Here is a 14,432-nt window from a genome sequence, read left to right as displayed (position 1 = left end):
CTATCGCAGGCAAGCCAGCTCCCACATGGGAGTGCATTCCAAGGTGGGAGCTGGCTTGCCTGCGATAGCGGTCTAACCGTCAACGCTTCTCTTGCTTGTGGGGCAACGGCGCAAACAACGCTTCAATATCCTCATTGCCCAACTGCCAATCCCCGGTCGTGCGCCCATCCAGCACACCCGCCGCCAAGTCTGACTTTTCCTTCTGAAGGTGCTGGATTTTTTCCTCCACCGTACCCCGCGCAATCATCTTGTAGACGAACACCGGCTTCTCCTGCCCGATCCGGTACGCCCGGTCAGTCGCCTGATTCTCCGTAGCTGGGTTCCACCATGGGTCGTAGTGGATCACCGTGTCGGCTTCGGTCAGGTTCAGGCCTACACCGCCGGCCTTCAGGCTGATCAGAAAAATCTGCAGCTTGCCACTCTGAAAGTCCTTTACCGGCGTACGCCGATCGCGGGTCTGGCCGGTCAACAGCGCGTAGGCCACGCCACGCTTTTTAAGCTCAGCTTCGATCAGGCTCAGCATCGAGGTGAACTGGGAGAACAGCAAAATTCGCCGTCCTTCGGCAAACAGTTCTTCGAGCATGTCCATCAAGCTATCGAGCTTGCCCGAGCTACTGCCCCGTGCGGGCAGGGCGGCGTCGTTGACCAAACGTAAATCGCAGCACACCTGACGCAACTTCAACAGCGCTTCAAGAATGATGATCTGGCTGCGCGCCACGCCCTTGCGGGTAATCTCGTCTCGCACCTTCTTGTCCATGGCCAGGCGCATGGTTTCGTACACATCGCGCTGCGCCTCGTTGAGGTCGACCCAGTGGATGATCTCGGTCTTGGGCGGCAACTCCGTGGCCACCTGTTCCTTGGTGCGTCGCAGCAGGAAGGGTTTGATCCGACCGTTTAGGTGCTGCAATCGTACATCGCTTGCGCGCTTTTCGATGGGCACGCGGTAATCGCGGTTGAAACTTTTTACATCGCCCAGCCAGCCCGGCAACAGGAAGTGGAACAGCGACCACAGTTCACCCAAGTGGTTTTCCAGCGGCGTACCACTCAGGCACAAGCGCTGCCGCGCATTCAGCTCGCGCGCCGCCTGGGCGGCTTTGCTATTAGGGTTCTTGATGTATTGCGCTTCATCGAGGATCAGCACATGCAAGGGCAGGGCGGCGAGCTGTTCGATGTCCTTGGGCAGCAGGGCGTAGGTGGTCAGCAGCAGGTCATAGTCCTGCAGGTTGGCGAAGTGTTTCTTGCGCGTTGCGCCATACAGCGCCAACACCTTGAGCTGTGGCGTGAAGTGCGCTGCTTCATCAAGCCAGTTGGGAATCAGGCTGGTGGGCATCACGACCATGCACGGCCGGTCCAGGCGCCCGGCGGCTTTCTCAGTGAGAATATGCGCCAGGGTCTGCAGGGTTTTGCCCAGGCCCATGTCATCCGCAAGTATCCCGCCAACGTCCAGCTGACGCAGCGACTGCATCCAACTCAAGCCTTCCAGTTGATACGGGCGCAAGGTCGCGTTCAGCCCTTCGGGCGCCACGCAGGTGAAATCCTTGATATCCCGCAGGCGTTGGGCAAAGTTACGGATCTTTTCGCCACCTTCCCATTGCAGTGGCAGGTCTTCCAGCGGGTTCAGGCGAATCGCATCAGCCTTGGCCAGGCGCAGCGTGGTGCTGCCGGCTTCTTGCAGGTAGAACTCGCCCAGGGTGGCCAGCACGGGTTTCAGCCGGCCGTAAGGCAAGGCCACTTGCAGCGGACCATGGCCATTGGGCAAGCCGGGAATGTTCACCAGGATCAGCTCATCATCGCGGCGTCGCGCGAGTTTTTCCGGATTCAGGATCTCGGTGTGTGAGCGCATCAGGTTCAGCAGGATCGGCAGCAGGCTCAGCCGTTCGCCGTTGACGATAATCCCCAGCTCCAGGTCGAACCAGTCACGTTCCGGCCCTTCATCGACGGTGGCGTACCAGTCATCGACGGCGCTCAGGTCGAACCCGAAATCTTCTTCGATCTGCAACTCCCAACCCTCGGCCCGCAAGGTCGGCGAGGCATTGAGGGTAAAGTTCAGCCAGGCGCTGTCATTGACCAGCTCGAACAGCTCGCCGGCGCTTTCCGGCAGGGCTTTGCTCTGACGCGTGGCGATCTTGAAACCGAGCAACCGAAGTTGCTCGCGATAGGGTTGCTCCAGCTCGGGATGCCGCTTGATGCGCAGGCTCTGGGTGTCCTGGCGCACGATGATGTCGGCGTTTTTCTGCCCGCTGACGTAATTGCCCAAGTAGTTGAAGGACAGTGCCGCGCGGTGCTGGATGTAGCGCTGCATCTTGCCGTTGCGCGGTTCAAATGCACTGAACTCGACACTGGCCAACCACAAACGCGGTACGGGCAGCACGTCTTCCATCACCACCTGCGGCAACGCCACGCGGTTTTCCAGCACGGCCTGGAGTTTTTCCAGCAACTCGGCATCCTGTGCGGCGGCCGGGTAGGCCAGGGTTTCCTGGACTTTAAGCAGCACCGCCGCGATGTGTTTGCAGTTGCTGTGCACCGGGCAGGTACAGCGGCTGTCCACCAGTATCAGCGTGCCTTTGGCCGATTCGCGCAGCGAGATGGTTTGCCGATAAACGTTGCTGCCCGAGCCTTCGCAGCTTGCGATGATGGTGCTGTCGCCGGACTCAACGATGCGCACCCGGTTCTCCAAGGCATAACGTCGCCCGCGCTCCAGGCTCTGCTCTTTGAAGCGATTGGCCCACGAAGGGGCCAGGGGTTTGGTCAGCGACGACGTCAGGGCCATGGCGCTGGATCAGTCCTGAATGTCGGGCGGTGGTGCGCTGGGTGGCTTGGCGGTCAGCGAGGTGATCTTGATCAGCAGCGCCAGGTGGCCGCCATCCAGGTAGTTGAGTTGGTTGTTCTTGGTGCGCACGTCGGTCTGGCTCAAGTGTTCGCTGGCGATCACACTGCCGTTGCTGTCGAACTGGTTGATCCAGAAGTTCGCATCGATATCGGTAAATCGGCCCAGTTGCAGGCTCAATACGCCTTCGATAGGAAACTGACCAAACTGCTCCTGGCCGTCGGAGATTGCGACGTTGACCGGCTGCTCCCCCAGGTTCTGTTCCCACGCCTTGTGTAACAGCACCGTGTAGGTGGCGTCAGCGCGCAGCTTATCGACAATGTTGGACAAGCGCGGCGGGCTCAGTTTATCGCCCAGGCGCGCTGCGCCAGCATCCCAGTTTTCCGGGGCGGCGCGGCTGTTGAGCGGCGGCTCTGCGTTCTGGCGCACCAGGATCATTTCCACCAGGTACGGGCTATCGGCAAATGCCGCAGGTGCCACTGCCACCAACAACAAGCTCAAAATGCGGAACAGGCGCATTGGGGCGTCCTTCAAGCAGATTTCGGGATGAGGCGCTCGAACAACGCCTCCAGTGTATTAAAGCGTTCTTCAGCCCGTTCCATCGGCACCATGAACTTGAACAGCGTAGCCCCTTCGAACTTGTAGCGGTTCGGCTGGCCCTGGATCAGCTTGATCAGCACCAATGGGTCCACCGGGGTCTGTGCTTCAAATTCGATGCGCCCGCCCTGCGGCCCGGCGTCGACTTTCTTGATGCCCAACTGCTCGGCCTGCAATTTGAGCAAGGTCAGGCGCACCAGGTTCTTGGTCGGTTCCGGCAGCAGGCCGAAGCGGTCGATCATCTCCACCTGCAGGTCCTTGAGGCCTTCTTCGTCGGTGGCCGAGGCGATGCGTTTGTACAGGATCAACCGCGCATGCACGTCCGGCAGGTAGTCTTCGGGAATCAACGCCGGCAAGCGCAGGTTGATTTCCGGACCGCCGCCCAAGGGTTGATCGAGGTTCGGTTGCTCGCCTTTGCGGATGGCTTTCACCGCGCGTTCAAGCATCTCCATATACAGGGTGAAACCCACCGCCTGGATCTGCCCGCTCTGGCCGTCGCCCAGCAGCTCGCCGGCGCCACGGATTTCCAGGTCGTTGGTGGCCAGTACAAAACCGGCGCCCAGGTCCTGAGTGTTGGCGATGGCTTCCAGGCGCTTTTCCGCGTCGGAAGTGATTTGCTGGCGCGGCGGCGTGAGCAAATAGGCATACGCCTGGTGGTGACTGCGACCCACCCGGCCGCGCAGCTGGTGCAGCTGCGCCAGGCCGAATTTGTCGGCGCGCTCGATGATGATGGTGTTAGCGCTCGGCACGTCGATACCGGTCTCGATGATGGTCGAGGCGATCAGCACGTTGAAGCGCTTGTGGTAGAAGTCGCTCATCACCTGTTCGAGTTCGCGTTCGCGCATCTGCCCGTGGCCGATGGCGATGCGCGCTTCCGGTACCAATTCGGCGAGGTCGGCAGCACATTTCTCGATGGTCTTCACATCGTTGTGCAAGTAGTAAACCTGCCCGCCGCGCAGCAATTCCCGTAGCAGCGCTTCCTTGACCGTGCTTTTGTTCTGCTCCATCACAAAGGTGCGTACCGACAAGCGCCGCGCCGGTGGCGTGGCGATGATCGACAGGTCGCGCATGCCCGACACCGCCATGTTCAGCGTGCGCGGAATCGGCGTGGCGGTGAGGGTGAGGATGTCGACTTCGCTGCGCAGGGCCTTGAGTTGTTCCTTCTGACGCACCCCAAAACGGTGTTCTTCGTCGATGATCACCAGGCCGAGGTTCTTGATCTTCACATCGTCCGACAACAGCTTGTGGGTGCCGATCACGATGTCGATCTTGCCTTCCGCCAGGTCAGCGATGGCGGCGTTCACTTCCTTGGCCGACTTGAAGCGGCTCATCACTTCCACGGTCACCGGCCAGTCGGCAAAGCGATCGCGGAAGCTGTTGTAGTGCTGCTGGGCGAGCAGGGTGGTCGGCACCAGGATCGCTACCTGGCGGCCGCCGTGCACGGCGATGAAGGCGGCGCGCATCGCCACTTCGGTCTTGCCGAAGCCCACGTCGCCACACACCAGACGGTCCATCGGCTTGGGCGCGAGCATGTCGGCGCGCACCGCTTCGATGGTGGTTTGCTGGTCCGGGGTTTCTTCGAAAGCAAAGCCGGCGCTGAAGGTGGCGTAGTCGGCTTTCGGGTCGGCGAACGCGTAACCTTCGCGCGCTGCGCGGCGGGCATAGATGTCGAGCAGTTCGGCGGCGACGTCGCGGACTTGTTCGGCGGCCTTGCGCTTGGCCTTCTGCCAGGTCTCGGAACCCAGGCGATGCAACGGCGCCAGGGCGTCGTCGCTGCCGGTGTAGCGGGCGATCAGGTGCAGGCTGGCCACCGGCACGTAGAGCTTGGCGCCCTCAGCGTATTCCATGGTGAGGAATTCGGCGGCCTGGTTGTCGATTTCCAGGGTTTGCAGGCCGAGGTAGCGGCCAACGCCGTGGTCGATATGCACCACCGGCGCGCCTTCGCGCAGCTCGGTGAGGTTTTTGATCACCGCGTCGTTGTTGGCGTCGGCGCGTTTTTCGCGGCGTCGACGTTGCATCACGCGCTGGCCGAACAGCGGGCTCTCGGCGATCAGCGCCAAGGCCGGGTCGTCCAGCAACAGGCCTTCGTCCAGCGGTGCGATGGTGATCGCCAGGCGTTCTTTGCTTTTTACAAAGTCCGGCCAGCTGTCGACGGTTTTCGGTCGCAGCTTCAGGCGTTCCAGCAGCTCCAGCAGGACTTCGCGACGCCCGGCGGACTCAGCGGTAAACAGCACGCGGCCAGGGAAGTCGCCCAGGAAGTTGGACAGCGCTTCCAGCGGTTGTGTGGCTTTAGCCTGGATCGCCAGGTCCGGCAGTGTCCCCGCCGGGAAGCGCTCGCGGCCACTACCCGCGTCCACATCTTGTTGGCTGGCAACTACGCGTGGCCAGTTTTTCAAGCGCGCGAAGCAATCTTCTACCGGCAGGAACAGCTCGGCGGGCGGCAATAAAGGCCGGGACGGATCAACGCGGCGCTCTTCATAGCGGTTACGCACGTCGTTCCAGAAGTTTTCTGCCGCCTGCTCGATACCCGGCAGCGAGAATACTTGCGTGTCCTGGGGCAAGTAATCGAACAAGGTAGACGTTTCGTCGAAGAACAGCGGCAGGTAGTACTCGATCCCCGCGGGTGTAATCCCGCTGCTCAAGTCCTGAAAGATCGGGCAACGACGGAAGTCGACGTCGAAACGCTCACGGAAGCGCGCCTTGAAGCGCGTGACCGCGTCTTTTTGCAGCGGGAATTCCCGGGCCGGCAGCAGCTTGATCGAGTCGACTTTGTCGATGGAACGCTGGTTTTCCGGATCGAAGGTGCGCAGGGTCTCGATTTCGTCATCGAACAGGTCGATGCGATAGGGCAGTTTACTGCCCATCGGGAACAGGTCGATCAGCGCACCGCGCACCGCAAATTCACCGTGCTCGTACACCGTGTCGACGCAGCGGTAGCCGCTGGCCTCCAGGCGCGTGCGCATCTGTTCCACATCGAGCTTCTGGCCGATATCCAGGACCAGGCTGCTGCCCAGCAGGAACTTGGTCGGTGCCAGGCGATGCAGTGCCGTGGTGATCGGCACCACCAGCACACCGTGGGCCAGTTCCGGCAAGCGGTACAGGCTGGCGATGCGCTGCGAGATGATGTCCTGATGCGGCGAGAACAGGTCGTAGGGCAGGGTTTCCCAATCGGGAAAATGCAGCACCGGCAAATCGGGGGCGAAGAAGCTCAGCTCCTGCTCCAACCGTTCGGCACTTTGGCTGTCGGCGGTGAGCAGCAGGGTAAAGCGCTTGGCTGCGCTGGCAGCCTCGGCGATGGCCAGGCTAAGGGCGGCACCGGGCAGGTTGCCCCAGTGCTGTTTACCTGCCGCGGCAGGGAGAAGCGGTAGACGCAGAACGGGCACGGAAGGTTGAGCTCCAAGCGTTGCGACAAAGTCGGTAATTGTAACGGCCAGAGGTGCCGCCTGTCAGTTTCTGACTGAGCCTATTACGGTTTGTAGGAAATGTAGTGGCTAAGACAAACAATGGCGTGTTTTGACTCAATATGTAGTGCCGAAATACGCGATTGTTTTGGAGGGTTACGGACAAGTCGGCGTTGTTGCCCAAAGAGAGGTCTTCTGGAACCCGCGTATTTACTGGGCTCCAGCGGGGTGGCTTTTTTGCGCAAAGCTTTTTTGTTGTAGGACGCGCATTGCTCCAAGGGCAGTCGGGCGGCATAATGTAGCCCCTTTTTTCAGCCCCTACATGTGGAAGGTTCCCGTGACTCAGAAGCCCGACCAGTGTCTTGGTGAATGGATCGACCGTGAAGCACTCGCAGAAGCGATGATCCCGCTTATCGGTCAGCTGTACCGCAATAACAATGTGGTGAGCTCGATCTATGGCCGCAGCCTGATCAACCAGTCTGTCATCGCGATTCTCAAAGCTCACCGCTTTGCGCGTCACCGTTCCGCCGACGACAGCGAACTCTCCGTCCACGAAACATTCCCACTGCTCAAAGCCATGAGCGAGCTCAAGCTCGGCGCGGCTTCGGTAGACCTGGGCAAGCTGGCCTATAAATTCCGCAAAGAAGGCGCAGGCCGCAGCGCCGAGCAGTTCGTGCGTGAAGAAATGGCTGATGTGGTTGGCCAGCAGAGCGCCGCAGCCCGCAAAGGCACCGACGTTGTGCTGTACGGCTTTGGTCGTATCGGCCGCCTGTTGGCGCGCATCCTGATCGAAAAAACCGGTGGTGGCGACGGCCTGCGCCTGCGGGCCATTGTGGTGCGCAAAGGCGCCGAGAACGACCTGACCAAACGCGCCAGCCTGCTGCGCCGCGATTCGGTACACGGTTCGTTCAACGGCACCATCACCATCGACGAAGAAAACAGCACCATCACCGCCAACGGTAACCTGATCCAGGTGATCTACGCGAAGAACCCGTCCGAGGTGGATTACACCCAGTACGGCATCAAGGACGCTCTGCTGGTGGACAACACCGGCGTATGGCGTGACGCCGAAGGCCTGGGCCAGCACCTGGCCTGCCCAGGTATCGACCGCGTTGTCCTGACCGCGCCTGGCAAGGGCAAGCTGAAGAACATCGTGCACGGCATCAACCACGCTGAAATCACGGCTGACGACAAGATCGTGTCCGCCGCTTCCTGCACCACCAACGCCATCGTGCCGGTGCTGAAGGCGGTGAATGACAAGTTCGGTATCGTCAATGGCCACGTTGAGACGGTTCACTCGTACACCAACGACCAGAACCTGATCGACAACTTCCACAAGGGCGATCGCCGTGGCCGCAGCGCCGCGTTGAACATGGTGATCACCGAGACCGGTGCTGCCACTGCTGCTGCCAAGGCCCTGCCTGAGCTGGCCGGCAAGCTGACCGGTAACGCGATCCGCGTGCCGACGCCTAACGTGTCGATGGCGATTCTCAACCTGAACCTTGAGAAAGCCGCTACCCGTGAAGAGATGAACGAGTACCTGCGCTACATGGCGCTGCACTCCGATCTGCACAAGCAAATCGACTACGTCAACTCGCAGGAAGTGGTCTCCACTGACTTCGTTGGCTCGCGCCACGCCGGAGTGGTGGACGCAGAGGCGACCATTACCCAGGACAACCGCGTTGTACTGTATGTCTGGTACGACAACGAGTTCGGGTACAGCTGCCAGGTGGTTCGCGTGATGGAAGACATGGCTGGGGTCAACCCGCCTGCGTTTCCACGCTAAGCATTAGCGGTAAGTGAAAAAGCCCCGACTGGTTCGGGGCTTTTTCATGGCTGGGGGTTTTGTGTTGTCTGTGGGGCCGCTTCGCAGGCAAGCCAGGTCCCGCATTTGGACCGTGTACTCCCTGAAAAAACGCGGTCAAAATGTGGGCGCGGCGGTGCGACGATTCGACGTGCCTCGCGAAGGCGGCAGTTCAGTCGGCGCAAATCCTCAATTCAGCAATTTGCTGCGCAACTCCTCGGACAACCCCTTGGGCGCCAACCAGATCCCCAGGTAGGCCCTCGCCAGCGCGCCATCGCGACTGCTGAACAGCACTTGCCCATTGATCTCCAGGTTCAAGCCACGCCCTGGTCGATAATCCAGGGCATATCGATCACCGGCTTGAATGTCACGAAAGCGGGCATGCAGTTTTTCCAGCTCAGGCTTCAAGCTCGCGCTGGCTTGCTGGCGTTCCAGGGTCGTATTGGCCGCCTTGATCACGTCATTGCGGTCGATGTCGCGAAAGTAATACAGCGTCAGGCGCAGCGCCTTTTTCTGCTCCCAGGCCTGTTTGGCGCTCAATTCCGAAGGGGTATACAGCGCGGCCGCGTACACGTCGGCCCAGAGGTAGGTGAGCACAGCCTGGTTTTTCAGGGTCAGTTCCTGTGACTGTGCCGGGAAGTTGGCCTGCTTTAGCCGTTCCGCCTCATTGGCGTGTGCTGTGATCGACAGCATCAGTAATAAACAGAAAACTATATGCCGCATAATGGCCCGTCCCGAAAAGATGCGTGACTACAGGGTAATTCATTTTCCGGCAGCGGCAGGGTTCAGGGATAATCTGCGCTGTGTAGTAAAGGCAATACTGGCCTACGACGCGACCAAGGGTTAATGTGCGCGGCGTTACGCCTTATATAGACTGTGCCCCGGTTCACACACTTGAGCCAAATTGTCCTTCATGACCGCTGGCCGCGGCATGATTTAGCCCGGCGTCCAACCGTACGCCTGGCCTGTTCTGAGGAGTACGCATGGCTGTCTACAACTACGACGTGGTGGTACTGGGTTCCGGCCCAGCTGGAGAAGGTGCGGCGATGAACGCCGCGAAGGCCGGGCGCAAGGTGGCGATGGTCGATAGCCGTCGCCAAGTCGGCGGTAACTGCACCCACCTGGGCACCATCCCGTCCAAGGCCTTGCGTCACTCGGTGCGCCAGATCATGCAGTTCAACACCAACCCGATGTTCCGGGCCATTGGTGAGCCGCGCTGGTTCTCGTTCCCGGACGTGCTGAAAAGCGCCGAGAAAGTCATCTCCAAGCAGGTTGCTTCGCGTACGGGCTACTACGCCCGTAACCGTGTCGACCTGTTCTTCGGCACTGGCAGCTTCGCCGACGAGCAAACCGTCGAAGTGGTTTGCCCCAACGGCGTGGTCGAGAAGCTAGTGGCCAAGCACATCATCATCGCCACCGGTTCACGCCCGTATCGTCCGGCGGATATCGATTTCCACCACCCGCGTATCTACGATAGCGACACCATCCTGAGCCTGGGCCACACCCCGCGCAAACTGATCATCTACGGTGCCGGCGTGATCGGCTGTGAATACGCCTCGATCTTCAGCGGCCTGGGTGTGCTGGTGGAGTTGGTCGACAACCGTGACCAGTTGCTGAGCTTCCTCGACTCGGAAATTTCCCAGGCGTTGAGCTACCACTTCAGCAACAACAACATTACCGTGCGCCATAACGAAGAGTATGAGCGGGTCGAAGGCCTGGATAACGGTGTGATCCTGCACCTCAAGTCCGGCAAGAAGATCAAGGCCGACGCCTTGCTGTGGTGCAACGGCCGTACCGGCAACACTGACAAGCTCGGCATGGAAAACATCGGGGTCAAGGTCAACAGTCGTGGTCAGATCGAGGTCGACGAAAACTACCGTACCTGCGTGACCAATATCTACGGCGCCGGTGACGTGATCGGCTGGCCGAGCCTGGCCAGTGCCGCCCATGACCAAGGCCGTTCGGCGGCGGGCAGCATCGTCGACAATGGCAGCTGGCGCTACGTGAACGACGTGCCGACCGGGATCTACACGATTCCCGAGATCAGCTCGATCGGCAAGAACGAGCACGAACTGACCAAGGCCAAGGTGCCCTACGAAGTGGGCAAGGCGTTCTTCAAGAGCATGGCGCGTGCGCAGATCGCCGGTGAGCCGCAAGGCATGCTGAAGATCCTGTTCCACCGTGAAACCCTGGAAGTGCTCGGCGTGCACTGCTTCGGCTACCAGGCTTCGGAGATCGTGCACATCGGCCAGGCGATCATGAGCCAGCCGGGTGAACTCAATACCCTCAAGTATTTCGTCAACACCACGTTCAACTACCCGACCATGGCTGAAGCCTATCGGGTAGCTGCCTACGACGGCCTCAACCGGCTTTTTTGAGCGGCTCCGGCCGGTGGCCTGAGCCGGCCGGGGAGACCGATTTCAGTAATTCCCGAGGGTGGCAGTGGCCAAACCGGGAAAGTCTGTAATCAGGCTATCTACGCCGAAGTCGGCGAGCCTGCGCATCAGCGCAGGTTCGTTGACTGTCCACACGGATACGTGCAAACCCTGGCGCTGGGCTTTTTCCAGACGTTCAGGGGTGCACAGCGTCCAGTTCAACGCCAGATACTCACAGCCGTAGTTTTGCGCGACCTTCAGCGGGTCGAGCCAGGCGTACTCGGCCACCAGGCCGCGTGACAGGTCGGGGGTGAGGTCAACCGCTGCTTTCAATACTTCCCTTGAGCTTGAGGTGACGGTGACTTTGTCCATCAGGCCAAAGCGCACGGCCATCTCGCGGATCGCCAGCACCGTGGTGGCGGCGCGGGTGCGTGAGGCGCTTTTGACTTCCAGTTGCCAGTGATCGAAGTCGCACTTTTCGAACAGCTCCTCCAGGCGCGGGATCGGGCACGGCTGGATCCAGCCCGGGCCGCCTTTGCGCGCATCCATCTTCACCAGGTCCGCCGCCGAATACTCGACGACCTTGCCACGCCGGTCGGCGGTGCGTTTGAGGGTCGGGTCGTGCATGACCATCAGCTCGCCGTCCATGGACAGGTGCAAGTCCAGTTCGCAACGGCGTACGCCGTGCTTGAGGCACTCCTGAAAGCTGGTCAGGGTGTTTTCCGGTGCTTCGCCTTTGGCACCGCGATGGCCGTAGATCAGGGTCACAGTTGCTCCTTCGCGCCAGGATGACTGGCGTAGTGAATACACATTCAGATGTCGTCGCTTTGTTCCCGCGCCAGGCGACGTTCCTGGGCCTGTTTCTGCAGGATGTAGCGCGCGAGCAGTTGGCGTTGGGCATCGGTCATGGATTCGAATTCCGTGCCGACGTCAAAGGCATCGCCTTTGGGATCGCAATGGGTGACGCGCGCGCGCAGCAGCAGGCCGAGCGCCTGGGGCATCAGCACCAGTTTGACCGCGAGGTGCGCGCCAGTCGCCAGGGGAGTGGGGTGTTGGAAGTCGATACCGCCTTCGGAAATGATCACCGGTTGCGGTGCGCCGACCTCATCCAGCAGGCCGCGCGCCATGATTTGGCTGAGCAGGTCCACGCGTTTGTTCTGCACGCGGAGGAAGGCGGCGAGGGTGCGATCCTTCTCGCTGAGCTGACGCAACAGGTGCTGGGCTTCGAATTCACTCAGGTGCAACTCGCTGAGCAGGTTGAACAGCGGCGAATCATCCAGCAACACTTCCTTGCTCGCCGCTTCGGGGGCAGACAGGCTTTTGATTTGGAGTGCGATCATGTCGTCGATACGGTAGTATTCGCGGCGCTCTTCTTCATCTAATGTCGACATGGCGAACCCCAGGTAACGGTAATGGTCTGAGTGTAAAGCTGCTTACCAGACCCCGCCACCGGGACGTCTTCTTTTCCTCCGAACAAGCCCCGACATGTTCAGACCTCTCTTCGTATTTATCGGCACGCGTTATACCCGTGCAAAGCGTCGCAATCATTTTGTGTCGTTCATTTCCCTGACCTCGATGATCGGGCTCGCCTTGGGCGTGGTCGTGATGATCGTGGTTCTCTCGGTGATGAACGGCTTCGATCATGAGATGCGCACCCGCGTGCTGGGCATGGTGCCCCACGCGACTATTGAGGGCGATGCGCCCATCAGTGACTGGCAAAGCCTCGCCGACAAGGTCAAGCAGAACCCCAAGGTACTGGCCGTTGCGCCATTTACCCAGATGCAGGGGTTGCTGACCAACGACGGCAAGGTGCAGAAGATCCTGCTCAATGCCATCGACCCGGCCCAGGAACGTAAAGTCTCGATCATCGACAAGTTCATGTTGCAGGGCAAACTCGATGACTTGGCGCCGGGCAGCTTCGGCATCGTGATCGGCGACAAGGCTGCGGCCAAGCTCGGCGTGGGCCTCGGCGACAAGCTGACCTTCGTCGCGCCGGAAGTCACTGTGACCCCGGCCGGCATGTTTCCGCGCATGAAGCGCTTTACCGTGGTGGGCACCTTCCACGTGGGTGCCGGCGAGATCGACGGCTACCTCGGCCTGACCAACCTCACCGACCTGGCCCGCCTGCATCGCTGGCAGCCGGACCAGGTGCAGGGCTTGCGCCTGAAGTTCAACGACCTGTTCGACGCGCCGCGCGGTGCCTGGGAAATCGCCCAGCATTTGGGTGAGAGCCAATACTACGCCCGCGACTGGACCCGTACCCACGGCAACCTGTACCAGGCCATCCGCATGGAAAAAGCCATGATCGGCCTGCTGTTGCTGCTGATCGTCGCCGTGGCGGCGTTCAATATCATCTCCACGCTGGTGATGGTGGTGAATGACAAGAAGGGCGATATCGCCATCCTGCGCACGCTTGGCGCCACGCCGGGGCAGATCATGGCGATCTTTATGGTGCAAGGCACGGTGATTGGCGTGGTCGGCACCTTGATCGGCACCGCCGTCGGGATCCTGGCGGCGTTGAATGTCAGCGCCGCCATTGCCGCACTGGAAAACGTGCTCGGCCATAAGTTTCTCAACGCTGACGTCTACTTCATCGACTACTTGCCGTCCCAGGTGCAGACCCAGGACGTGTTGATGGTGGGCGGCGCTGCGTTGGTCCTGAGTTTCCTTGCCACCCTGTATCCAGCCTGGCGCGCGGCGCGTACCCAGCCAGCACAGGCCTTACGTTATGAGTGAATCGGGCATGAGTGAAAAAGCAATCCTGAGCTGCCGAAACCTGGGTAAATCCTACGAGGAGGGCCCGGAATCTGTTGTCGTGTTGTCCAACCTGCAACTTGAGCTGCACCCCGGCGAGCGCGTGGCGATCGTTGGCAGTTCCGGTTCCGGCAAAAGTACCTTGCTGAACCTGCTGGGCGGGCTTGATACGCCGTCCCAGGGCAGCGTATGGCTGGCCGGTGAAGAACTGTCGGCCCTGGGCGAAAAGGCCCGTGGCCAATTGCGCAACCGTTCTTTGGGCTTTGTGTACCAGTTCCACCACCTGTTGCCGGAATTCACGGCGCTGGAAAACGTGTGCATGCCGCTGTTGATCGGCAAGACCGCGATCCCGCAAGCCCGCCAGCGCGCCAAGGCCTTGCTGGAACGCGTCGGCCTCGGCCATCGCCTGGAACACAAGCCGGCCGAACTGTCCGGTGGCGAGCGTCAGCGTGTGGCGATTGCCCGCGCCCTGGTGAACAACCCGGGCCTGGTGATGCTCGACGAGCCCACCGGCAACCTCGACTCCCACACTGCCCAGGGCATCAAGGACTTGATGCTGGAACTGAGCACCCAGATGCGCACCGCGTTCCTGGTGGTGACCCATGACATGAGCATGGCCCGGCAGATGGACCGCGTGTTGCACCTGCAGGAAGGTCATCTGGTCGCCATCTGAC

Annotated in this window: 10 protein-coding genes; 4 read left to right on the top strand and 6 right to left on the bottom strand. The window is 60.6% G+C overall.

Annotated elements, in window-relative coordinates; genetic code table 11:
* Positions 1-79: 79 nt before the first annotated feature.
* The 3 genes from AACY08_RS20305 to mfd are packed head-to-tail and all read right to left on the bottom strand — an operon-like array spanning position 80 to position 6,807.
* Complete coding sequence (locus AACY08_RS20305) at positions 80-2,770, bottom strand: DEAD/DEAH box helicase (protein ID WP_339471148.1); 2,691 nt, start codon at positions 2,768-2,770, stop codon at positions 80-82.
* Between the two features lie 9 nt (positions 2,771-2,779).
* Entirely contained in the window at positions 2,780-3,346 is a 567-nt protein-coding gene (locus AACY08_RS20300) for a CsiV family protein (RefSeq protein WP_339471146.1), read from the bottom strand.
* An 11-nt stretch (positions 3,347-3,357) separates the two neighbouring features.
* The gene (gene mfd, locus AACY08_RS20295; protein ID WP_339414865.1) at positions 3,358-6,807 is read right to left on the bottom strand and encodes a transcription-repair coupling factor; all 3,450 of its coding nucleotides are present in this window, start codon (positions 6,805-6,807) and stop codon (positions 3,358-3,360) included.
* A gap of 340 nt (positions 6,808-7,147) precedes the next feature.
* Between mfd and AACY08_RS20290 the strand changes: the two genes are divergently transcribed.
* Complete coding sequence (locus AACY08_RS20290) at positions 7,148-8,611, top strand: glyceraldehyde-3-phosphate dehydrogenase (protein ID WP_339471144.1); 1,464 nt, start codon at positions 7,148-7,150, stop codon at positions 8,609-8,611.
* Positions 8,612-8,818: 207 nt separating this feature from the next.
* Here AACY08_RS20290 and AACY08_RS20285 read toward each other — a convergent pair whose 3' ends face one another.
* Positions 8,819-9,352 carry a chalcone isomerase family protein gene (locus AACY08_RS20285; protein ID WP_339471143.1) on the bottom strand — a complete coding sequence of 178 codons (534 nt, stop codon included), beginning with the start codon at positions 9,350-9,352 and terminating at the stop codon, positions 8,819-8,821.
* 260 nt (positions 9,353-9,612) lie between these two features.
* On the opposite strand from AACY08_RS20285, the gene sthA reads away from it, so the two are divergent.
* Positions 9,613-11,007 (top strand): Si-specific NAD(P)(+) transhydrogenase, encoded by a 1,395-nt coding sequence (gene sthA / locus AACY08_RS20280; protein ID WP_220074510.1) that lies wholly within the window; start codon positions 9,613-9,615, stop codon positions 11,005-11,007.
* A 42-nt stretch (positions 11,008-11,049) separates the two neighbouring features.
* Here the strand turns inward: sthA and AACY08_RS20275 are convergent, their stop codons facing one another.
* Together AACY08_RS20275 and AACY08_RS20270 are read right to left on the bottom strand one after the other, a co-directional pair.
* The gene (locus AACY08_RS20275; RefSeq protein ID WP_339414862.1) at positions 11,050-11,772 is read right to left on the bottom strand and encodes a glycerophosphodiester phosphodiesterase; all 723 of its coding nucleotides are present in this window, start codon (positions 11,770-11,772) and stop codon (positions 11,050-11,052) included.
* A gap of 44 nt (positions 11,773-11,816) precedes the next feature.
* Complete coding sequence (locus tag AACY08_RS20270) at positions 11,817-12,395, bottom strand: PilZ domain-containing protein (RefSeq protein WP_339471141.1); 579 nt, start codon at positions 12,393-12,395, stop codon at positions 11,817-11,819.
* A 94-nt stretch (positions 12,396-12,489) separates the two neighbouring features.
* Here AACY08_RS20270 and AACY08_RS20265 point away from each other — a divergent pair, with 94 nt between their 5' ends.
* Both AACY08_RS20265 and lolD read left to right on the top strand, forming a co-directional pair.
* Positions 12,490-13,740 (top strand): lipoprotein-releasing ABC transporter permease subunit, encoded by a 1,251-nt coding sequence (locus AACY08_RS20265; RefSeq protein ID WP_339414861.1) that lies wholly within the window; start codon positions 12,490-12,492, stop codon positions 13,738-13,740.
* A gap of 7 nt (positions 13,741-13,747) precedes the next feature.
* Positions 13,748-14,431, top strand: a complete 684-nt coding sequence (gene lolD / locus AACY08_RS20260) for a lipoprotein-releasing ABC transporter ATP-binding protein LolD (protein WP_164487915.1) — start codon at positions 13,748-13,750, stop codon at positions 14,429-14,431.
* Position 14,432: the final 1 nt, after the last annotated feature.

This window comes from Pseudomonas sp. EL_65y_Pfl1_R83 (genome assembly GCF_963970695.1).
Classification (GTDB): domain Bacteria; phylum Pseudomonadota; class Gammaproteobacteria; order Pseudomonadales; family Pseudomonadaceae; genus Aquipseudomonas; species Aquipseudomonas tritici.
This window is presented reverse-complemented; position numbering and strand designations above follow the sequence as displayed.